The organism is Paenibacillus kribbensis, assembly GCF_001705305.1.
Classification (GTDB): domain Bacteria; phylum Bacillota; class Bacilli; order Paenibacillales; family Paenibacillaceae; genus Paenibacillus; species Paenibacillus kribbensis_B.
The window spans coordinates 1-21,656 of sequence record NZ_MCBP01000022.1; the positions used below are offsets into that span (position 1 = coordinate 1).

19 protein-coding genes, 1 rRNA gene and 1 other RNA gene are annotated in these 21,656 nt (G+C 48.5%); 2 read left to right on the plus strand and 19 right to left on the minus strand.

What is annotated here, in order from left to right:
• From BAZ21_RS25665 to rpoE, 15 genes are all read right to left on the minus strand, one after another.
• Positions 1-313 (minus strand): 16S ribosomal RNA (locus tag BAZ21_RS25665); the annotation flags it as partial.
• Between the two features lie 396 nt (positions 314-709).
• Positions 710-985: a pro-sigmaK processing inhibitor BofA family protein gene (locus BAZ21_RS25670; RefSeq protein ID WP_068505663.1), complete on the minus strand. Its 276-nt coding sequence runs from the start codon at positions 983-985 to the stop codon at positions 710-712.
• Positions 982-1,293, minus strand: coding sequence for a DUF2508 family protein (locus BAZ21_RS25675; RefSeq protein WP_068505664.1), 312 nt, complete (start codon positions 1,291-1,293; stop codon positions 982-984). The genes BAZ21_RS25670 and BAZ21_RS25675 overlap by 4 nt, the downstream gene beginning before the upstream one ends.
• 213 nt (positions 1,294-1,506) lie before the next feature.
• The gene (recR, locus tag BAZ21_RS25680) at positions 1,507-2,106 is read right to left on the minus strand and encodes a recombination mediator RecR (protein WP_068505665.1); all 600 of its coding nucleotides are present in this window, start codon (positions 2,104-2,106) and stop codon (positions 1,507-1,509) included.
• A 27-nt stretch (positions 2,107-2,133) separates the two neighbouring features.
• The gene (locus tag BAZ21_RS25685) at positions 2,134-2,445 is read right to left on the minus strand and encodes a YbaB/EbfC family nucleoid-associated protein (RefSeq protein WP_068505666.1); all 312 of its coding nucleotides are present in this window, start codon (positions 2,443-2,445) and stop codon (positions 2,134-2,136) included.
• Between the two features lie 35 nt (positions 2,446-2,480).
• A complete protein-coding gene (gene dnaX / locus BAZ21_RS25690) occupies positions 2,481-4,235 on the minus strand; it encodes a DNA polymerase III subunit gamma/tau (RefSeq protein ID WP_068505667.1) in 1,755 nt (584 codons plus the stop codon).
• Between the two features lie 156 nt (positions 4,236-4,391).
• Positions 4,392-4,658, minus strand: an RNA gene (gene ffs / locus BAZ21_RS25695) — signal recognition particle sRNA large type.
• A gap of 111 nt (positions 4,659-4,769) precedes the next feature.
• On the minus strand, positions 4,770-4,967 hold the full coding sequence (gene rpmE, locus BAZ21_RS25700) for a 50S ribosomal protein L31 (RefSeq protein ID WP_068505668.1): 198 nt from the start codon (positions 4,965-4,967) through the stop codon (positions 4,770-4,772).
• A gap of 139 nt (positions 4,968-5,106) precedes the next feature.
• Positions 5,107-6,390 (minus strand): radical SAM protein, encoded by a 1,284-nt coding sequence (locus BAZ21_RS25705; RefSeq protein WP_068505669.1) that lies wholly within the window; start codon positions 6,388-6,390, stop codon positions 5,107-5,109.
• 97 nt (positions 6,391-6,487) lie between these two features.
• A complete protein-coding gene (rho, locus tag BAZ21_RS25710) occupies positions 6,488-7,822 on the minus strand; it encodes a transcription termination factor Rho (RefSeq protein WP_068505670.1) in 1,335 nt (444 codons plus the stop codon).
• 243 nt (positions 7,823-8,065) lie between these two features.
• Entirely contained in the window at positions 8,066-9,319 is a 1,254-nt protein-coding gene (locus BAZ21_RS25715) for a UDP-N-acetylglucosamine 1-carboxyvinyltransferase (RefSeq protein WP_068505671.1), read from the minus strand.
• A 225-nt stretch (positions 9,320-9,544) separates the two neighbouring features.
• Positions 9,545-10,399, minus strand: coding sequence for a class II fructose-1,6-bisphosphate aldolase (gene fba / locus BAZ21_RS25720; protein ID WP_010346584.1), 855 nt, complete (start codon positions 10,397-10,399; stop codon positions 9,545-9,547).
• 248 nt (positions 10,400-10,647) lie between these two features.
• Positions 10,648-11,016 carry a response regulator gene (locus BAZ21_RS25725; protein WP_010346583.1) on the minus strand — a complete coding sequence of 123 codons (369 nt, stop codon included), beginning with the start codon at positions 11,014-11,016 and terminating at the stop codon, positions 10,648-10,650.
• Positions 11,017-11,232: 216 nt separating this feature from the next.
• The gene (locus tag BAZ21_RS25730) at positions 11,233-12,834 is read right to left on the minus strand and encodes a CTP synthase (protein WP_007428113.1); all 1,602 of its coding nucleotides are present in this window, start codon (positions 12,832-12,834) and stop codon (positions 11,233-11,235) included.
• Positions 12,835-13,235: 401 nt separating this feature from the next.
• Positions 13,236-13,784 carry a DNA-directed RNA polymerase subunit delta gene (rpoE, locus tag BAZ21_RS25735; protein WP_068505672.1) on the minus strand — a complete coding sequence of 183 codons (549 nt, stop codon included), beginning with the start codon at positions 13,782-13,784 and terminating at the stop codon, positions 13,236-13,238.
• 404 nt (positions 13,785-14,188) lie between these two features.
• On the opposite strand from rpoE, the gene BAZ21_RS25740 reads away from it, so the two are divergent.
• Positions 14,189-15,349, plus strand: coding sequence for a S8 family peptidase (locus tag BAZ21_RS25740; RefSeq protein WP_068505673.1), 1,161 nt, complete (start codon positions 14,189-14,191; stop codon positions 15,347-15,349).
• Positions 15,350-15,387: 38 nt separating this feature from the next.
• On the opposite strand, the gene BAZ21_RS25745 is transcribed toward BAZ21_RS25740, so the two are convergent.
• From BAZ21_RS25745 to BAZ21_RS25760, 4 genes are read right to left on the minus strand one after another with little or no spacing between them, the layout of a single operon-like run.
• On the minus strand, positions 15,388-16,785 hold the full coding sequence (locus BAZ21_RS25745) for an MBL fold metallo-hydrolase (protein WP_068505674.1): 1,398 nt from the start codon (positions 16,783-16,785) through the stop codon (positions 15,388-15,390).
• Positions 16,782-18,452: an ABC transporter permease gene (locus BAZ21_RS25750; protein WP_068505675.1), complete on the minus strand. Its 1,671-nt coding sequence runs from the start codon at positions 18,450-18,452 to the stop codon at positions 16,782-16,784. Before BAZ21_RS25750 ends, BAZ21_RS25745 begins: the two co-directional genes overlap by 4 nt.
• Before the next feature lie 4 nt (positions 18,453-18,456).
• Positions 18,457-19,524 carry an ABC transporter substrate-binding protein gene (locus BAZ21_RS25755; RefSeq protein WP_068505676.1) on the minus strand — a complete coding sequence of 356 codons (1,068 nt, stop codon included), beginning with the start codon at positions 19,522-19,524 and terminating at the stop codon, positions 18,457-18,459.
• 19 nt (positions 19,525-19,543) lie between these two features.
• Positions 19,544-20,542: an ABC transporter ATP-binding protein gene (locus BAZ21_RS25760; protein WP_068505677.1), complete on the minus strand. Its 999-nt coding sequence runs from the start codon at positions 20,540-20,542 to the stop codon at positions 19,544-19,546.
• A gap of 201 nt (positions 20,543-20,743) precedes the next feature.
• Here BAZ21_RS25760 and BAZ21_RS25765 point away from each other — a divergent pair, with 201 nt between their 5' ends.
• Complete coding sequence (locus BAZ21_RS25765; protein WP_068505678.1) at positions 20,744-21,637, plus strand: LysR family transcriptional regulator; 894 nt, start codon at positions 20,744-20,746, stop codon at positions 21,635-21,637.
• Positions 21,638-21,656: the final 19 nt, after the last annotated feature.

A 21,656-nucleotide genomic window follows, 5' to 3' on the forward strand; every position in this document is an offset into this window, starting at 1 on the left:
CCCTCTCAGGTCGGCTACGCATCGTCGCCTTGGTAGGCCTTTACCCCACCAACTAGCTAATGCGCCGCAGGCCCATCCACAAGTGACAGATTGCTCCGTCTTTCTTCCTTCTCCCATGCAGGAAAAGGATGTATCGGGTATTAGCTACCGTTTCCGGTAGTTATCCCTGTCTTGTGGGCAGGTTACCTACGTGTTACTCACCCGTCCGCCGCTAGATTATTTAGAAGCAAGCTTCTAAATAATCCCGCTCGACTTGCATGTATTAGGCACGCCGCCAGCGTTCGTCCTGAGCCAGGATCAAACTCTCCATTAAAGACCAACCGAGGTTGGTTATAGAAAGAGCGATTAGCTCATGTTGAATCTGACGAGATAATATTATCTCTTTCGCTCCAGTTCCGTTCAGCTTTAAGCATGTCCGAAACCTTCACCATTTACTCACTCGTTGTTCAGTTTTCAAAGATCAAACTCGCATAATAATCTCACTTTTTTTCTTGCTTTGTTTCACCACCGCGTCTCAGCGGCGACTTGATTAATATAACACATATTCGGGATTTAAGTCAACACTTTTTTAAAATCTTTTTTTAATTTCATTCAAGTGTTGTTCTCACAAAAAAATTCCCGGGCTTCAAGAGCCGAGAATTAATGTATCACATAATCGAATTTGCCGTCAACTATATTTTAAAATTAATGGCTTTCCATATATAGGTTTTCATACAGCCTGTCCGAATAACATCATTTTCAATCCCAATAGAAGTGCAATCCCAGGCAAGCCTAATATCGTTACTGTCCCCATTGTCACCGGATTAATCGGAATATACACTTGCGTGATCCACCCTGAATAATTGATAATATACAGCGCGATTGCCGCTAAAGCCATATGCGCCCCGAACACCGCCAGCCAACCGATACCCAGATTTTTTTTAAGAATCAGATATGCCAGTACCACGACACAGGCAATCAGAACAAGCCAGACCGCCCCTCTCATTCTGCTCTCCGTTTATGTTCACGATCCGGATCATGAACATACCCCGGTTCATCTGCAGGTAGGTGAAAACGATGTAAGCCTTGCTGCTTGGCACTTTTTAAGTGGATTTGATATTTACGCTCCGCGGCTTCCAGAACAAAAATGGCATAATCGATCTCATCCTTACCGGTAGCTTCATGAAACATACGATGTGCTCTTAGCCATTCCGCATGCGAAGTTCTAATCTGGGCAAACAATTCCTGCCGATACTCTGCTTCTGATTTGTTGTGTTCCTGCCGACGAAAATTTCGCTTCACCCGTTCCCACATCCATTCATCCTCCTCACAAGCTGAATTGTGTTTACAGTCTGCAAGACTTCCTTATTCATACTTATTGAGCAGAGGACAAACTTAGAACCGGGAACGATTCATACTCACGTTATCGTTGCAAGTAAAAAGGAGCCAAATCGGCTCCCCCAAGCGTGTTCAGAATGTTCATAGGACATTCAGCACTCATATCTATAACGTATAAAAATACACCTGCTAATTGAGCTCTCTGCGGCCTTCCAGCGCTTTAGACAAGGTGACCTCATCGGCATACTCCAAATCTCCACCTACCGGCAATCCGTGAGCAATACGAGTTACCCTGATCTCAAAAGGACGCACCAGCCGCGAAATGTACATGGCCGTGGCCTCCCCTTCAATGTTCGGATTCGTCGCCAAAATCAGCTCCTTGACGCGTTCATCACTGAGCCTAGTCAGTAATTCCTTGAGCTTGATATCTTCAGGACCAATTCCCTCCATAGGAGAAATCGCGCCGTGAAGCACATGGTAAAAACCATCAAATTCTTTGGTACGCTCCATGGCTACCAAATCCTTGGAATCCTGAACAACACAAATGACGGAAGCATCCCTCGTCTTATCCTGACAAATCCGACAAGGGTCGGTGTCCGTAATATTGCCGCAGACTGAACAGAAGTGAAGATTACGTTTCACATTGACCAGCGCTTTGGCAAAATCAATCACATCATCTTCCTTCATCTTCAGTACGTGAAAAGCCAACCGGGCAGCCGTTTTTGGCCCCACTCCCGGCAGGCGTGTAAAAGCATCAATTAGCTTTGCGATCGGCTCCGGATAATACAATGGTGTGTTTCTCCTTTTTGCGGCAGACTAGAACAGACCCGGAATTTTCATACCGCCTGTAAATTTGCCCATATCATTATTAGCCAGTTCGTCTGCTTTGGACAAAGCATCATTGACCGCAGTCAGCACCAGATCTTGCAGCATTTCCACATCATCAGGATCTACAGCCTCTGGTTTGATCGTGATGGACAACACTTTTTTATGCCCATTTACCTCTACAGTCACAACACCGCCGCCGGAAGTACCCTCGATTACTTTTTCGCCAAGCTCCTCTTGGGCTTTCAGCATTTGTTCCTGCATTTTTTTCACTTGCTTCATCATTTGGTTCATATTATTCATTTCAATCATCTCCTTTAATGAAGTATAACTTTGATTTAATCTTTAATAACTACCAGATCTTCCCCGAAAAGCTGAATTGCTTCATCAATCCAGGGTTCTTTGGACTTTCCCGGCGCATCTTGCTCCGGCTCCAGTTGGAATTCTTCGGCAGGCTGGTCGGAAACTCCTTCAATCGCAGCACTCCAATCCTTTTGCATCATCGTCACCAGACGATATGGATGGCCCAACTGTTCATGCAGAACCTTCTCAATAACCTGCTTATTCGCAGGCTTTTCGGTAGTTTCACGATGAATATTGTTTTTAAAGGCTACCAGCACGCTGTCCTCTAACACAGAAACCGGCTCACCGTCCATAAACCATGCATGAACTGTGACCTTTGCCTCTTTGACTCCCTGCAAAATCTGACTCCACTTACGCCCCGTTGCTGCAAATGCTTCGTTCGACTTCTCGGCGATATAACGATCCAGCTGAGGGGGGAGCTTGGCTGGAGCAGAAATTCGTGGAGCAGGAGCACGACCACCGGAAGCCTGACGCCCACCCGATGAGGCCTCCTGTCCCGCCCCGACGGCCAATCCACCTTGCAACGCGCGTTCCAGCTTCTTCTCCAGCTCAGCAAGCTGACGCTTCAACGCTGCTACATCTCCCTGATCAGCGGCAACAGCGCCAGATCGCTGAGCTGTCGGCTGAGCAATAGCTCCCGTTTCCCCGGGAATGCTGCACAGCTTCAACAGAGCTACCTCAAACAAAGTTTGCGGCTGAACAGCATATTTCATCTCACTCTGATAACGATTAAGGGTGTCGATCATCGCAAAGAGTTGCTCTTTGGTAAAGGCATCTGCTACTTCCCTGAACTGCTCCGAATCCAGGACTCGCTCTGTCATTTTAGTGGCCTGTGGCACCATCTTGATCATAAGCAAATCCCGGAAATAGTACAGGAGATTCTCCATGCACTTATCCGCGCTTTTACCTTCCTGCATAAAGTTCTCGATCATTTGAAGCACCGTGCCCACGTCTTCTTTCAACAACGCCAACGCAAGCTTGCCGAATTGTTCGGACGCAATGCCTCCCGTCATATCCAGCACCTGCTGATAGGTAACCGGGCCGTCTGTAAACGAGGATATCTGATCCAAAACGCTAACCGCATCCCGCATCCCGCCATCTGAAAGACGCGCAATGTACTGCAGCGCATCCGCATCTGCCTGTATGTTCTCCTGTCGACATATCAGGTCAAGGCGTTCTGTCTGCTCTTCCAGCGATACTCGACGGAAGTCAAAACGCTGACAGCGTGAAATAATTGTCGCCGGAATCCGATGTGGCTCTGTCGTGGCCAATATGAACATGACGTGTGGCGGCGGCTCTTCCAGCGTCTTCAGCAGCGCATTGAACGCTTCCGTCGTCAGCATGTGCACCTCATCAATGATATAAACCTTGTGCCGCACTTCTGTCGGCGCATATTTGACTTTATCGCGCAAATCACGAATCTCTTCAACGCCCCGGTTGGAGGCTGCATCAATTTCCTGTACATCCATAACTGCCCCGGCCGTGATCCGTTTGCAGGCTTCGCATTCGTTGCAAGGTTCCGGCGCAGGTCCATGCTCACAGTTGATTGCCTTGGCCAAAATTTTGGCCGCACTTGTCTTCCCCGTTCCTCGCGGACCACTGAACAGGTAAGCATGGGACGTGCGATTTTCACGAATGGCGTTCTGCAATGTCTGGATAATATGCTGTTGTCCTACCATGTCTTTGAAGGCCTGAGGCCGCCAAGCACGGTACAACGCTATATGTTCCAATGCGCGTTACCCTCTTTCCCATTCACTTTCATGACCATTTACAGTCACTTCATTATACTATACTCCCGTCCGAATCTAAACCGGACACCTTCCAATTATAAACACAAAAAAACATCTTCGCATGGACTGCCAAGATGTTCTGATTCCAGATATAAACCGTGCACCTGTTATTGATCGTTGTGATCCGAGCGGCAACCCTGAACAACAACTCGGGCTAGGCAACCCTCCGGCACAAGAGTGGGCTTGCTTATGGCTGCTTCCTTCCGGACCTGACCAGGTTCACAAGTACTCATTGCGGAGGACCCAACCGTCAACATTGTGCGCAGGGACCAGCCTCACATCAACAACACCTCTAACAGGAATTCAACCTCGCTATAGCGGATTGCGAGTTACAGGGCACCGCTACCTCCCCATCTAGCACGGTGAAAATAAGTATATCTCATGGCTGTACAAAAAGCAAATAGCAAATACCGGCAAAAAGAGCCTTCCGCAATTGCAGAAGGCTCTAGTAACTTTATAACTTGTGGCAACTCATTAGATGCCGTATTTCTTTTTGAAACGATCCACGCGTCCACCAGCATCAATAAACTTCTGCTTACCTGTGAAGAACGGGTGGCAAGCGGAGCAAATCTCCACACGCAGAGATTCTTTCACAGAGCCGGTTTCAAACGTATTCCCGCAAGCGCAAGTAACACTAGTTACGTTAAACTTCGGTTGAATAGCTTGTTGCATTAACTTTCACCTCTTTCCGCCCTGAACGTCCTATCGGTCCAGAGTTGTATGAACACATGTTCAAATTATAGCACTTGAATATAAGTGTTTCAATACCTGTTTTGAGCACCCTGACGTAAAACAGGTATATTTCGGGTTGCTATTGAGCATTTTTAGCTCTGGCAAATTTGGGGCGTGCCTGTCCCGGTGGCGGTACATGAGTATAAGACCCGATAACGACATCAGGCAGCTCTTCCCGGTAAATCTCAAGCATTTGCTTCATGCCAAGTATGTCTCCTTGAGCAGGTGGAATCAACTCCAAATAGCTCTCAGGATCAATATTCAGATTACGCATCTGAATCAGCTTGAGCTTAGTACGTTTGGCGAACTCGATCATCGCCTCAATTTCTTCCTCCCGGTCAGTTACACCAGGGAATATCAGATAGTTGATCGACGTATATACACCCTGCTCGGAGGCATATCGGAGTGATTTTTCTACATTGGCTAACGTATAGCCCCTAGGCTTGTAATAAGCATTGTAATGATCGTCCAGCGCACTAATGGTGCTGACCCGCATCAGATCAAGGCCTGCATCTACGATGCCCCGGATATGATCGTTCAAGCCCGCATTCGTATTAATATTGATATATCCCATATCGGTAACGGAACGCACTTCTTTGATTGCATCAATAATCAGTTTGGCTTGAGTGGAAGGCTCACCTTCGCAGCCTTGTCCAAAACTGATAATGGACTCCGGTGTTTTCAAGTGTTCCAGCATGACCTCTACAATTTCTTCGACACGGGGGCGGAAATTCATTCTTGTTTGCGGAGACACAAAGCCGCTGTCATCCGGCTGTTCAGATATACAGCCGAAGCAACCGGCATTACAAGAATAAGATACTGGAACCCCTCCTTCCCAGCGATTCAGGAATGTATTCGAGGAAGTAAGACATTCGTAGCCTAACGCACAGTTGGACAAATGTTGGTACAGTCGGTTTTCCGGATATTGCTCCGTCATCCGCTGAACCCCCAGCTTGACCTGATGACGGTCACAGTTTTCAGGATTCCATTTGGACGGACTGTCACTCTGCTCTGCGGTTACATAAAATGCTCCATCTTTCCAGACTACGGCAGAATAACCGAACAAGGGGAGTTTATATTCTTTATCAGTTTTCACATACCCCGGCAGACACAAACGCGTAAAACCTTGCGGCAACAATGCCCCTACCGCCTGCATATCTCCAGGAAGAGAAACCATTTCCCCAGTTTCAGGGTTCATACCGACCGGGCGGGTGTTGGGCAAACCTACCAGTGTAGCTCCTTCCGGTAGCGGAATAAGCTCATCCTCCATGATTTCGACAATCATGTCTGCACTGCGGGCAAGCCCATACAAAGAAGCATGATCATATACATTGCCTTTTTCGTCGGCATACACCAAATACATTATGGAACTCCTTTCGCTCCGTCAAATAACACACCATTAACAGAATGTACCGTAACGGCCACGATCTTGCGGAACAGATAAAATACATGAATTGGGTTTAGTTGGTCGAGGCCGGGACCGACGCTGCGGTAGAACGCGTGGTTCTCCGTTGTTGACCGCCCGAGTTGCTTGGCGATCCACCAGAAGGTGTCGTCAAATCAAACGAAGCCAAAAATTCGGCGTTATTTTTGCTGTTGCGCAGCTTTTTGAGGAAGCCTTCCACAAAATCATGGCTTTCCGTCATATTTTTACGAATAGCCCAAATGGTATCCAGTTCTTCCTTGTTCAACAGCACTTCCTCGCGACGTGTGCCGGAACGGCGAATATCAATGGCAGGGAAGATACGACGTTCTGCCAATTTGCGGTCCAAATGAAGCTCCATGTTGCCAGTACCCTTGAACTCTTCATAGATGATATCATCCATGCGTGATCCTGTATCAATCAACGCTGTAGCAAGGATTGTCAGACTGCCGCCTTCCTCCACGTTCCGTGCTGCGCCAAAAAAGCGCTTTGGACGATGAAACGCCGCCGGATCAATACCCCCGCTCAAAGTACGACCGGATGGAGGAATAACGAGATTGTACGCACGAGCCAAACGTGTAATACTGTCCAACAGGATAACAACATCCTTTTTATGCTCCACAAGGCGCAGCGCACGCTCCAATACCAGTTCTGCCACTTTGATGTGATTTTCAGGAAGCTCATCAAATGTAGAAGCCACTACTTCACCTTTAACAGAACGCTGCATATCGGTCACTTCTTCGGGGCGTTCATCAATCAACAAGACAAAAAGCTCAATCTCGGGATTGTTGGTAGAAATACTATTGGCAATTTCTTTGAGGAGAAGCGTCTTCCCAGCTTTGGGAGGTGCTACAATGAGTCCACGCTGTCCAAGACCGACAGGGGCCAGTACATCCATAATTCTTGTAGACAAATGGTTGGGGGAAGTTTCAAGGACTAATTTGGTTTGCGGATAAAGTGGAGTCAGTGCAGGAAAATGTAGCCTCTCAGCAGCTTGCTCAGGACTTCTTCCATTGACTGCGTTAACTTGAAGCAATCCAAAATATCGTTCATTTTCTTTTGGCGTTCGGCATTTACCGGATACAAGATCGCCTGTTCTTAAGTCAAACTTGCGGATTTGTGAAGCAGAGATGTAAATATCTTCGGTACTCGGGAGATAGTTGATCGGCCTCAGAAAGCCATAACCTTCAGGAAGTATTTCCAGAACCCCCTGCATAAACATCAATCCGCTCTTCTCAGCTTGCGCTCGCAGGATGGCAAAAATTAATTCTTTCTTCTTGAGCGTTCCGTAGTACGGGATCTGGTATTGCTTGGCCAGCTTGTACAGGTCGGTCAGCTTCATTTCTTCCAGATCGGAAATTTGCAGATCCATATAATAACCACCTATTCAATTATTAAGTCCATTCATACATCTAAATGATAGACAATGATATCATAAACACCACTAACATAATTTTAACCAAAACAAATAAAGTTATGCAGCCGTCTGCCTGAATTATACCGAATTATTCCGGTTTTCCGATAAAAGATTGTTACGTATGAACCACAATCTTGTAACAAGCAGCAGCTGCACAGAGCTTACCCATTCTATTGTTCATCCATTTCGGAGTTCAAATTATTCTGTCTGACGCCATACGTCCGCGCCCAAATGACGCAGATTGGAGACAAGGTGATCATAACCACGGTCAATATATTCGACACCTGTCACTTCGGTTACACCTTCACTCACCGTAAGTCCAGCGATGACAAGTGCTGCTCCGGCTCGCAGATCAGCCGCTTTGACTTTTGCCGCATTCAAACGGCCACCCTCAATAATGGCTGAACGACCCTCTACGCGGATCTTGGCCCCCATTCGCACCAGCTCAGGGACGTGCTTAAAACGATTGCTGTACACAAAATCGCTCAATACACTAACACCCTGCGCCTGGGTAAGCAAGCTGGTCATAGGAGATTGCAAATCCGTGGCGAATCCGGGGTAAACTAAGGCTTTAACGTCGACATGTTCATAACGAGGCGTACCGAGTACACGAATACTTTCGTCATATTCCTCGATACCGATACCCATCTCTTGCATTTTTGCAGTAAGGGCCTCCATATGCTTGGGAATTACGTTGTCGATTAATACATTGCCACGGGTAGCCGCAGCAGCAATCATATATGTGCCCGCTTGTATGCGGTCAGGTATGATAGAGTGACGGCAGCCATGTAGCTCGGACACGCCTTCAATACGGATCGTTTCCGTGCCAGCGCCCTTAATAATGGCCCCCATGGAGTTTAACAGAGTTGCTACATCTATAATCTCAGGCTCTTTAGCCGCATTTTCGATAATTGTGGCGCCTTTGGCACGTGCGGCCGCCAGCATGATGTTAATCGTAGCCCCTACGCTGCTGACATCCAAGTAAATTTTGTTACCACGCAGCTCTTTGGCATGCAAATGAATAGCACCGTGCTCATTCGTCACCGTAGCACCCAGCGCTTCAAAACCTTTGATATGCTGATCAATGGGCCGGGGTTCAAAATTACACCCTCCTGGCAAACCGATAATCGCTTCCTTGAATCTGCCCAGCATAGCTCCCATCATATAGTAGGAAGCTCGTAATTTCTTAACCGGTCCATTCGGCATGGGAATGGATTTAATAGAGGACGGATCAATTTTCATCTGGCTGCCCTCCCAGGCAACCGTTGCGCCAAGTTCCTCTAATATTTCGGAATACACCGCCACATCGCTGAGCAGCGGCAAATTGTCCAAAATGACTTCCGACTCTGCCAGAATGGCGGCGGGAATCAAGGCGATGGCACTGTTTTTGGCACCGCTGATGGAAACTGTACCTTGAAGCGGTCGTCCACCGGTGATCATCAATTTTTCCATAAGCTTGAGGGTCCCCCTACGTGTTTTGCAGTCGGTCAAATTATAAACTAAAACAACGAAACTTCAACTTTTTAGTGGTGAAAATGGAAAGACACCGGCTAAGCGGTGTGCTTTCCATATCAAACTATTCAACTATACAAAATTAAATATTTTGTGCAGCAGAACTACATCTGCAACCCAAAAATGGATCTAGTTCGTGCAAAGGCACGACCAATTCACTCATTATTACGCTTTGTTGTTGGAGCCGAACTCACGAATTTTACCGATAACCGTTTGTTTGATCGCTTCACGACCTGGAGCGATGAATGTACGTGGATCGTAAGCATCTGGTTTTGCAGCAAGCACTTCACGAACCACTTTCGCAAATGCAATTTGGTTTTCAGTGTTTACGTTGATTTTGGAAGTGCCCAGGGAAATGGATTTTTTAATGTCATGTGTAGGGATACCTGTTCCGCCATGAAGAACGAGCGGCAGTTTCACAGCATTGCGGATTTCTTCCATTTCTTTAAAGCCCAGGTTTGGCTCGCCTTTGTATGGTCCATGAACGGAACCCAGTGCAGGAGCCAGTGTATCGATACCTGTTTCGTTAACGATACGTACACAATCGTCCAGCTTAGCGTACATTACGTCACCTACAACATCATCTTCTTGACCGCCAACCATTCCAACTTCAGCTTCAACGGAAACGCCTTTGGAATGTGCATATTCAACAACTTTCTTCGTTGTTTCGATATTTTTTTCAATTGGGCTATGGGAATCGTCAATCATAACAGATGTGAAACCAGCGTCGATAGCCTCTTTACATTTTTCAAAGCTGGAACCATGGTCCAAGTGAATTGCAACTGGAACCGTAATTTTCATATCATGAATAAGTCCTTCAACCATTTTAACAACAGTGTAAAATCCGCCCATGTGGCGAGCTGCGCCTTCAGAAACGCCCAGGATTACAGGAGATTTTTCTTCTTCAGCAGCGCCCAGAATAGCTTGAGTCCACTCCAGGTTGTTAATGTTGTATTGACCTACTGCATATTTTCCTTCGAGTGCTTTGTTCAACATGTCTTTCATAGATACCAATGGCATGGTTACAGTCCTCCTAAAGGTGTTTGGGTTTGTCTATCTTTTTAGCCGACATCACATACGGGCTTATTATACCACAACCCATGTTAAATACTAAACAAGCTTTTGCATATCAACACATACAAAAATCACGCTCAGGACGCCGTTTTATCATAGAATTGTATAAGGAGAGGATTTACTTTCAGTATTTCCCATAAACACAAACAAAAAACCCTGTTGGGCTAACAGAGTTCTCAACCAAAGTGACTGATCTAGTCACCCCTGAGTTGTTTGTTCACAGCAATTCGCATTTCGTCAATATCAAAAGGCTTGGTAAAATGCATAAGCGCACCTAGCTCCGTCGCCTCTTTAATCATGTCCAGTTCACCATACGCTGTCATCATAATAACCTTGATATCGGGATTCATGGCCTTTAAATGCTTCAAGATTTCGAGTCCGTCCATACCCGGAATTTTCATATCCAGCAGAACCAGATCAGGCGGTTCCTTTTCAACAATTTCAAGTGCAATTTTTCCGTTCGCTGCCTGAAAGGTCTCATAACCCTCACTTCCGAACACTTCCATCAGTAAAATTCGTATTCCATTCTGGTCATCGACGATTAATACTTTTTTCTTTTCCAATGTTTTAACCTCCTAAGATCTTAAAACGTGGATCATGCAGCTATTGCCATAACAGCGTCCGATGACGTACAATATCCGTCCCATACCTAAAACTATATTCGATCCTGCAAAAAGAAAATCCTTCTCTTATACATAATTGTGGAACTTTCTTTCATAAACAGGAATCATGGGGTAAAAAAAAGACCTCCTGAGGAGGTCTTTTAAGCCGTTGCTACATTAACCTTGAAGCTGCAATGCTGCTTTTACAAATTCACGGAACAAAGGCTGTGGACGGTTCGGACGGGAAGTAAATTCCGGATGGAATTGTACGGCCAGGAACCATGGATGCTCTGGAAGCTCAACAATTTCCACCAAGCGTCCGTCCGGTGAAGTTCCAGAAATACGAAGACCTGCTTTTTCAATAACTTCACGATATTCATTATTGAATTCGTACCGGTGACGGTGTCTTTCGTATACCAGCTCGTCGTTGTAGCAAGCCGCAGCAAGGGAACCTTCCACCAGTTTGCACGGATACAAGCCAAGACGCATCGTACCGCCCAAATCTTCAATGTCTTTTTGGTCAGGCAGCAGGTCGATAACAGGGTAATCTGTAGCCGGGTTGATTTCCGAACTGTTGGCTCCTTCAAGACCAGCCAGGGAACGGGCAACCTCAATGACAGATACCTGCATACCCAAACAAATGCCGAAAAACGGAATTTTGTTCTCACGCGCATAACGGATCGTGCTGATTTTACCTTCAATCCCGCGATCGCCGAAGCCACCCGGTACGAGAATGCCGCCAATGCCGCCCAGCATGTCCGCTACGTTCTCGTCTGTCACTTCTTCAGCGTTCACCCAGCGGATTTTCACGTCCGCATTGGCATCGAATCCGGCATGGGAAAGGGATTCAACCACACTTAAATACGCATCATGCAATGCGACGTATTTACCAACAATGGCAATCTCAACTGTTTTATCCAGCTTGCTGATTCGATCAACCAGCCCTTCCCACTCCGTCATATCCGGTGCAGGGGTTGTCAGCTTCAGGTGGTTAACGACGATTTCGTCCAAACCTTCTTCACGCAGGTTCAACGGAACCTCGTAGAGGGTCGAAGCATCGCGACATTCTACCACAGCGTTCGCATCGATATCGCAGAACAGCGCAATTTTGGCCTTCATATCGGAGGACAGTTCATGCTCTGTACGGCAAACAATGACATTTGGCTGAATGCCGATGCTGCGCAGTTCTTTTACGCTGTGCTGAGTTGGTTTGGTTTTAACCTCACCAGCAGCTTTGATATAAGGAATGAGCGTTACGTGAATGTACATTACATTTTCGCGCCCAACCTCACTTTTAAGCTGACGAATAGCTTCCAAAAACGGCAAGCTTTCAATATCACCCACAGTACCGCCAATTTCTGTAATAATGACGTCCGAACCCGCTTCGCGGCCTGCACGGTACACGCGCTCCTTGATTTCGTTCGTAATGTGAGGGATAACCTGTACTGTACCGCCCAAATATTCTCCGCGACGCTCTTTGCTGATTACGCTGGAATATACCTTGCCTGTTGTGACATTGCTGTTCTTGGACAGATTAATATCAATAAAGCGTTCATAGTGTCCCAAGTCGAGATCCGTTTCCGCACCATCATCCGTTACAAACACTTCACCGTGCTGGTAAGGGCTCATGGTACCCGGATCAACATTCAGATAAGGATCGAATTTTTGGATCGTTACCTTTAGTCCCCTGTTCTTCAAAAGCCTTCCCAGTGAAGCTGCCGTAATCCCTTTGCCCAAGGAAGACACAACCCCGCCTGTCACAAAAATATACTTTGTCACTGTTCAAAACCCTCCTAGATAAAATGCAAAATTCAGGCGACATTATGATGTTATCGTAACCCGTTTACACGGATTATCATCCATGAAGAAGGCAGCGGATTTATTTTCCACACCGCCGCCCTTAGCCCTCTTTCATGAGTGAAAACACCCCTATAAAAAACAAAAAAGCACTCCCGTAGTACGGGGCACTTTTATACAAAAAAGCAAACATATAAGTGAATCAATCATAAGCCCAAGCAATAGTTTACCCCGTGTCCAATCCCCTGTCAAGGAAGTTATCTGTGTTAATTTACCCATTGCACAAGATTGGAATGAATCCACCTGAAAGCTTCAAATCAGGAGGGATTTCAAGAAAACGGTCACGAAAAAAGGGAGAACACATCTCCCCTTACAATTTGTTCCTAACGAAGCGAATCGTCGTCATCATCCAACGAATCCTCGTCATTTTCATCTTCTGTATCGTCCTCATCACCGAGGTCTTCGTCGTCTATGACTACGTCTTCATCACTATCGTCATCTTCACCGTCGAACAGCTCATCTTCGCCGTCCTCGTCTTCACTATCTGCATCGAAGTCGTCATCAGAGTTGTAGGGTTCTTCTTCCTCATGATAGTCGTCTTCGTCGTCATCGTCTTCGTCGTTAATAATACGAGGGCGCTTGGCGCCTGTCAGAGCATCTTCGGATTTATCCACCGGATACCAACGTTTCAAGCCCCACAGATTCGTACCGACACAGGCAAAACGCCCGTCAATGTTGATTTCAGTATATAGCTGAGCGATAACGTCATTAATTTCCTCGTTGGACAAGCCACGCAGTTTGGCGACTTCATTCATCAGGTCACGGTAATAATATGGAGTATTGGCCGCTTTCAAAACCATAAATGCCAAATCCACCATCGGGGTCTCGTGGACTTTCTCCGGGTCAATCTTTAAGTTGAGTGGGGTACTCACCTAGGGACACTTCCTCTCACACGTAATTCACAAGAACATGTTTCAGTGCATATACGATACATGCAATACTAACATATCCATTATCAAAACTAAGTAAAACCTATTTGGAAGCAAATTGCAAGTTAAACATGGGTATCGACACAATTTCCAAAAAAACCCCTATACACAAGACGGTACATGTAAAAAGACGGAGTCTCCCCCGTCTTCGACTGTACCCGCTTCGGGAGATGCCCCCAAAGTTGTTGCACAAGAGCTTATGCTCTCCATGTATCGTATGTGTCCTCTATCACTTTGACACGACAAGCAGGCCTATTTCCATAAAAAAGGGGCAGGTTTCCCATGCAGTCGCTTACGCTTGCTCATACAATACCTCAGCATGGCTCATCGGAGGGGGACCGTCTCAAATGGACTATCCGGGTTTTTTGCAGCGTTTGCATGAGGGTATTTCGGAGCCGTCCGGCAGTGGACGGCACAAACAGATCATTACGTTCGATAAGCCTCATCAATACCGGGAATGCCTCTCCTATCTCAGGAAGCTGAAACCTGAGCTTGCGGGATTAAGGCAAGTACAACCGGCCCGACTGATCCGCGCTCTAATCGCCCCGTTTCCAGCGGGAGACAGGCTGGGCAAATATCACAACGGCGTTACCGTTGAAGAAGATACGCGCATGAAGATTCACGCAGAAACAGCCCATATACCGAAAGCAGAGAAAAACCTCCCCATGCCTTGGGGAGTCAAGCAGGTCCGTGCATACAAGGCTTGGCCTTCCTCCACAGGCAATCGGATCAGAATCGGGGTGATCGATACAGGAGCAGATTTTCAACATCCTGATCTTCGTCATTCTCTTGGCAGAGGCATTAATTTGCTTAACCGGACGATGTTACCCTATGACGATAACGGTCACGGTACTCATATTGCCGGCACTATCGCTGCATCCAACTATGATGGAGGTATGGTCGGCGTAGCACCAAGGGCTTTGATTCATCCAGTAAAAGCGTTTGACTATAACGGAGCCGCCTACGTCTCCGACATTATTCTCGGTATCGACTGGTGTGTGCTAAATCGTGTCGATATCATCAATATGAGCTTTGGCATGAAGTCACGCAGCAAGGCACTGCTTGATATGGTGAACAAAGCCTATCATAACGGGATCGTGATCGTAGCTTCTTCGGGCAATGAGGGCAAGCGCCGCAGTATTGACTATCCTGCCCGCTATTCCCAGACCATCTCGGTCGGAGCTACCGACAAATACAGACGCATCGCACCTTTCAGCAATCGGGGACAATTTGTAGACGTGTACGCCCCTGGCGAGAAAATCATCTCCTCCTGGATATACGGCAGGCATCACGAAATGAGCGGCACCTCTATGGCTACTTCCCATGTAACCGGGAGCATTGCACTTCTCCTTTCCCTGAGACCGGAACTGGGACCTGCAGAAATCAAAGCACTGCTCAAGCGAACCGCTACACCGTTGCGCCTTCGCAAAAGCACTGGCCGTAGTTCTATCTCCACCAAGCTTGGCGAAGTGGACGCCTTCCGATTAATGCAGGAGGGCACGAAGTAAATGATAAAGTTGGACAATTTCTGAAACCACATGATCAGCTAAACCTTTAACGTTGCGCCCGGCTCCAGAGAGTAGATAGCTTTTACAGACCCTTCATGTCCGGTCCAGCCTTCTCTGATTAGCTCATCACATACAAGATCGGTCTGCGACTTCGGCGCATGAACGAGCACAACCTGCTTGCTGGGAAATCGCTTCAACATATGCCTCACATCCACCACTCCCTGATGCACCTTGTAAATCAAATGCCGAACGATGCAGCGGTCCTTTTGATCCGTCTTCTGATTCGTGCAATCCAGCAGATGTTTGCCAAAAGATCCCCTTGAAGCATGCCCAGTCAATATAACTCCATTATTGTTGATTTTTCTGCTGTTCGTACCACCACCCTTACTCGGATGATCAGACAGGTACTGATAGTACCAGCGTGCGCGTGGTGAGTCCATCATGCCGTCTCCGGTTACGATAATAGCCGCAGTGTTCTGCTCCAGCAGTCTCATTCGTTCTTCATTATTACGGGGCACAAAGACCCTGTCATTATTCAGCACCTGTTCTATTCGCGCAGGAGCTTCCGGACGCAGCCATTCTCTCCAGCCGCTTAAACGCTGTAAGCCCTGCCATATGTCCGCCTCTACAATTAGGGTCTGTCCGGGGAACTGCTCTCTGGCCCAAACAGTTAGCTCCTGCCCCCGGCCAAAGGCTGGCACAGGCAGTAGCACATGCCCCTCAGATGCTAATATCTGCTCCAGTTCAGCCCGCAGCCGCTCCAGCTTCACAGACTGCGGGTCCTTATCCATGCCATAGGCATTATCCATTATGGAGATATCCGCCAGGTGGATATCCGGCATCCTTACAGGGTTGTCAGGTGCACTCTTCCCCGTGTTCATGCTCGGCGCATCCGCAGCGAGCAGCTCAGATTCTCGGCTGTAATCTCCCGAAAAAAACAAACGCTTTCCTTCCAATTCTACTCCAAACCACACTGCACCAGCCAAATGCCCACTGCGCCCCCACATGATTTGCACACCCGGACAAGCCTCCCGCCATACACCTGATGGCACATCATCCTCCAGAAAGCGGTATGTAATAGCTTTTATATCCCGTTCATCGTAAGGAAGTTGTCCGCCTCTCGATGTTACATAAGAATGCCAGGAGCAAAAATAGGAACCCAACTGCTCTGCAGTAGCTCTGGTCGTCCAAACCTCTCCACGATACCCATACTTATAGAGTAAGGGCAGCGCCATCGAATGATCTTCATGCGCATGGGACAGCAATACAGCGGATAGTCTCTGTGCCTCCCGAGGCGGGAATACCGGGTATTGTCCGATCCCTTCCTTTTTCACACCACAATCCAGCATAATACGGTGCTGTTCTCCTTCAAAAACATAGCAGGAGCGGCCATGTTCACCAGCTCCGCCCCAAATTCGAAGCTTGGTCATTATCATTTCCACTTTCTCTGCGAGTTTAGAATCTCCATCACCATCAGCAGCAGGGTAGTCAATCCGACTGATATGACTGCCATCGCCATGCCGAGCGACACCTGTCCCTGTTCAAATTGGGCAAAGATGTAGGTCGCAGAGGTCTGAACGGATGGCGGCAGAATCAGTAATGAACCCACCAGTTCGCGCGAGGCGATGGTGAAGGTCATCATCCACCCCGCCAGCATCCCCGGCAAAATCAGCGGCAACACAATCCGGCGGAATACATAAAATGGACATCCACCAAACACCTGACCTGCGTGAAAGAGAGCTGTGTCTACCTGCGTAAAGGCGCTTTTGACATATTGGACGGTATAAGGCACAAACAAGATCACATACGTCAGAATAACCATGCCGTAAGTGTTGTACAACGGAATAGGCATCCATGGCGAGTTCCACCATAAAATAAGACCGACGACCATCACAATCCCTGGAACTGTGTTCGGCAACAGACTGAAGGCATCCACCGTCCGCTGGAGCACAGTACGTGATTGGCCCACGACAAGCGCAAACCATGTGCCCAGCAGGACGGCAATCGTCGACGCGCCCAAAGACAGAAATACGCTGTTCAGCAATGCCTCCATACTTTCCGAGCCCCAGGACAGCAACTCCCTGTAATAATCGAGCGTAAAGTTGTCCCAGGCCAGTCCGATTCCCCGTAGCTTCATAGTAGAAGCGGCGATAATGGAGAAATAAGGGATGCCAATAGACGCAACAAGCAATAATAGAATAAAAGCAATACTTAGCCCTGTCGCTGGGCTCGACACACGAAGACGGGAAGGACGAGAACCCTTGCCCCCAACCAGTCTATACGTGTATTTTCGGTTGATTACCGATTGCACATACCAGACCAGCAGACAGGCCGTTAAAAGCACCGAAGCCAGTGACGTCGCCTTGCCGAAGTCAATCGGCCAGCTGGAAATATATTTGTGGATTTCCGATGTCATGACCTCATATCCGATACGCCGTCCAAAGGTGACGGGGGTACCAAACTCCGCAATCGTTTTGACGAAAATAAGCAATGCACCCATTCCGTAAGACGAAAGCAGCAGGGGTAAAATGATCCGGCGGAACCTGTACCAAAAACTGCCGCCCATCACAGCACCCGCTTCTTCCAGGCTGCCGCCGATTCTCACCAGCGCACTGCGCAGCAGCAGGTACAGAAACGGAAATAGATGCAGACTCATGATCATCACCATGCCGCCAAAGCTGAAAAAGGGCGGCATGAAGACATGAAGCTCTGGAAGCAGCTGCACCAGATACCCGTTCTTTTGCATAAACAAAATCCAGCCCATGGACCCGATATAGGGCGGGGTCATAAACGGAATCAGCAGCACTACGTCCAACCAGCGCCATCTTGCAAGACGAGTGCTGGACATAATCCACGCCAACGGAAGTGCAAGCACAGTTGTTCCAGCAATAACACAGATGCCCAGCCAAATGGAGCTGAATAGAACACTCGCAAATCGGGATTCAGCCAACGTCCGAAAAGGTGCCATCCATTGAAATGTCCCATCCACATACACACTTTGGATAAAAATTTGCAGCAACGGCATTACGATCAGGAGAGCAAGCACGATCAGAGCGAGCGTCAGACACCATGCCCGGATCTGTTTGACGGATAAAACTCCCATCCGCTTACTTGAACATTTGCGTGAACTTCTCCGTCACGTCGGCCCCGTTGTCGCCCATCCATTCCCAATTGGTGTCCAGCAAGGGGATTTCATCCAGATTGGCGCGCTTGTCGGCTTTGACATCCGTGCGGCCCGGAAGCAGAGAAGCATCCGCTACCAGCTTCTGTGCTTCGTCTGACAGCAGATAGTCAATGAATGCCTTGGCATTCTGCTCATGCTGCGTTGATTTGAGAATGGCCGCCGGGCGGGGACTGATTACTGTTCCTTCCTTTGGATAAACAATGTCAATCGGCTCGCCTTTGGCCTTGGCTTTGTAGGTCATGTAATCGACCGCAGCTGCAACCATGCTTTTGGCTCCGGTAATGACCGGGTCCAGCGCTTCCTGATTCGCGCCTGCCATGGCAACACCGTTAGTTTTGTACTGCTCAAACAACATCCAGCCCCCATCGCCCTTGGCGCTCAGATAGCCTGTCATAAAATCCAGCGCCGAGCCGGAGAGCGACGGATCCGGAATGTTAACTTGGTCCTTATACTCTGGCTTTGCCAGATCAGCCCATGATGTCGGCGGCGTCTTCACCAGGTTCGTGTTGTACGCGATACCTAACGCCGAGGCACTGGTACTGAAATAATTGCCTTCCTTGTCAGACCAGTCGGGATTCAGTTTATCCGCATTGTGGGCCTCAGGGTAGGGCAGCGTGAGTCCATCTTTTTTCAAGCCTTGCACGGACGGAAGAGATGCCAGCACCACCACATCTGCTACCGGATTCGTCTTCTCTGCTTCCATCCTAGCCAGAATTTTACCGGTCGTTCCCTGGAATAGCTCGACCTTAACTCCGCTTTTCGCCTCATATCCTGCTACCAGCTTTTTCGCCAGCCCATCCGGGCCTGCGCTGTAGACGACCAGCTTCTGATCACTGGATGCCGCCCCGGCTTGTCCGGCTGTCCCTGTCGCTTGCGCTCCCTTGGAGGGTGTCGCCGCTCCACAGCCTGCCACAGCCATTCCGAAGGTTAATGTCAAGGCGAGCATTGCGCCTTTTTTCCATCCTGTACGAAAAACATGTCTGTTCATCATCTTGTGTATACCCCTTTTCCTATGGTTCGAGTTGATGGACGTAGTGCGGTGATACCCAAATTTGCTTTCGTTCCCCTATGGACAAGCGGGTAGAATGATAAGCGCTCCATTGCTCCCCATTCTCAGCCAGCATACGAATCTCGTATCGATCTCCCACATAGCTGACATGCTGAACCTCTACTGTAAAAGCAAGCTGTTCCTCTTGATCCTGTTCCCAGCGGACATGCTCAGGGCGGAAGAGCATCCGTTCCGGCTCCAGCCAGTTCGATTTACCGATAAACCTCGCCACCTCTGGATGAGATGGACGACCATAGATGTCCTCCGGCGTTCCCGTCTGTAATATATGCCCGTTTTTCATGACGACCACCTCATCAGACATCGACATCGCCTCGACTTGATCATGGGTGACGTACAAGGCGGTCAGACCCAGATCGCGCACCAGCGACAGCATTTCAATGCGCATTTCTTCCCGCAATACCGCATCCAATGCACTGAGCGGCTCATCGAACAGTACGAGCCGGGGCCGATTGGCAACGGCGCGGGCAAAAGCGACCCGCTGCTGCTGACCACCAGACAGCTGATGAGGATACCGATCCTCCATTCCAGACAGTCTGACCTTGTCGAGTGCCTCCAAGACAGCTGTTCGCAGCTCGTTGCCGCGCCCGCGACCGGATCGTTTCGCCTGTTTGCCTGCACGCAGGCCGAAGGCCACATTTTCAAACACCGTCATATGCGGCCACAGCGCGAAGTCCTGAAACACCATGCCGAAATGACGAAGATGTGCAGGCACATCCTTTTTACGTTCAGCCGAAAACAGAATTTCCTCCCCCAACGAGACCGTGCCGCTATCTGGCGTCTCCAGCCCGGCGATCATGCGCAAAAGCGTTGTTTTCCCGCAGCCGGACGGACCGAGCAGTGTTGTGAATTTTCCCCGCCGCACCAGCAGATTCGTCTCGTGCAAAGCAGTCATATGACCGAAGGTTTTACTCAACCCGTGAATATATAGATCCTGATTCATCGCATTACCCGCCTGTTCTTCTGACTGACCCCAGTGTAAAGCTTGAATTCACCGCCTGTGTTATTGGAAAGTTAAAACAAAATTAATTATTTCAATGAATTGTGTTAATACTCATAGATTTAATCTATATAGAGGGGATTGATACCGTGGCACCAGAGGCAAGCATAAGTTTCCAACCAATCAGAAAGTGGGGCATCCCAAGTGAATTTGAGTCTTCTGAAGCTGCACATTGTAGAGTTGCTGGACAAGCACCATAAAATTACTACCGTGGCCGAGCTTCTCGGTCTGAAACAACCAACCGTTACCTTTCATATGAAAAATCTGGAGCGCGAATTCGGTGTAAAGCTGTTTGACACAAGGATGGGCAAGATCATCCTGACGGATGCCGGTCATGCGCTACTCCACTATGCCGCCAAGATCAACGCACTCGCTGCCGAGGCGGAGAGGGTCGTCTCCGAATTCGACACACTCCAGCGGGGTAGCATTCGAATTGGAGCAAGCTACGTCCCTGCTACCTATGTGCTTCCTGCTGTGTTGCACCGTTTTGCCCGTGAGCATCCGGGGATCAACATCTCCTTGTCAGTGAAAACTGCTCCGGTGATCAAGGACATGCTCGCTCGCCACGATATTGACCTGGGTGTCATCTCGGCAGAGCCATTTCAAACGCCAACACTGGTGCCGGAGCCCTTGAGCGAGGATGAATTGGTACTCATCTGCGCACCCGGCCACCCGCTCGCAAGCGAAGTCGGGCTAACGCCCGAGCGCATCGCTTCTTCCTCCTTCGTGCTGCACGGCAAAGATTCCAGCACACGGCACATGACCGACAAATGGCTGGAGCATGGCGGACGTCGTCTCCCCTCCTATTTGGAGCTGGATTCGCTTGAAGCGATCAAACAGGCGGTCATGCTGGGAGAACACGTCTCCTTCGTCTCCCGCATTGCCGTACAGTCGGAGGTTGAACGTGGACTGCTGGTGATCCGGCCCATTCCGGGTCACCGTGTTGAAAGGTACATCTATATGGTCAGCAACCAAGATCGCCACCGTTCGGCGCTGATTCGCCGCTTCGCTGAATATTTGTCATCGAACCAAGATTAAATCTTACCTGTCATATAGA

Bases quoted from the DNA above. Each gene is read 5' to 3' on its own strand.
- BAZ21_RS25755 (WP_068505676.1), bottom strand. From the start codon at position 19,524: ATGATGAACAGACATGTTTTTCGTACAGGATGGAAAAAAGGCGCAATG.
- BAZ21_RS25750 (WP_068505675.1), bottom strand. From the start codon at position 18,452: ATGGGAGTTTTATCCGTCAAACAGATCCGGGCATGGTGTCTGACGCTC.
- BAZ21_RS25670 (WP_068505663.1), bottom strand. From the start codon at position 985: ATGAGAGGGGCGGTCTGGCTTGTTCTGATTGCCTGTGTCGTGGTACTG.
- BAZ21_RS25685 (WP_068505666.1), bottom strand. From the start codon at position 2,445: ATGAATAATATGAACCAAATGATGAAGCAAGTGAAAAAAATGCAGGAA.
- BAZ21_RS25715 (WP_068505671.1), bottom strand. From the start codon at position 9,319: ATGGAAAAATTGATGATCACCGGTGGACGACCGCTTCAAGGTACAGTT.
- rpmE (WP_068505668.1), bottom strand. From the start codon at position 4,967: ATGCAACAAGCTATTCAACCGAAGTTTAACGTAACTAGTGTTACTTGC.
- BAZ21_RS25675 (WP_068505664.1), bottom strand. From the start codon at position 1,293: ATGTGGGAACGGGTGAAGCGAAATTTTCGTCGGCAGGAACACAACAAA.
- rho (WP_068505670.1), bottom strand. From the start codon at position 7,822: ATGGATCTGCAAATTTCCGATCTGGAAGAAATGAAGCTGACCGACCTG.
- BAZ21_RS25745 (WP_068505674.1), bottom strand. From the start codon at position 16,785: ATGATAATGACCAAGCTTCGAATTTGGGGCGGAGCTGGTGAACATGGC.
- BAZ21_RS25705 (WP_068505669.1), bottom strand. From the start codon at position 6,390: ATGTATTTGGTGTATGCCGACGAAAAAGGCAATGTATATGATCATGCT.
- fba (WP_010346584.1), bottom strand. From the start codon at position 10,399: ATGCCATTGGTATCTATGAAAGACATGTTGAACAAAGCACTCGAAGGA.
- BAZ21_RS25740 (WP_068505673.1), top strand. From the start codon at position 14,189: ATGGACTATCCGGGTTTTTTGCAGCGTTTGCATGAGGGTATTTCGGAG.
- BAZ21_RS25760 (WP_068505677.1), bottom strand. From the start codon at position 20,542: ATGAATCAGGATCTATATATTCACGGGTTGAGTAAAACCTTCGGTCAT.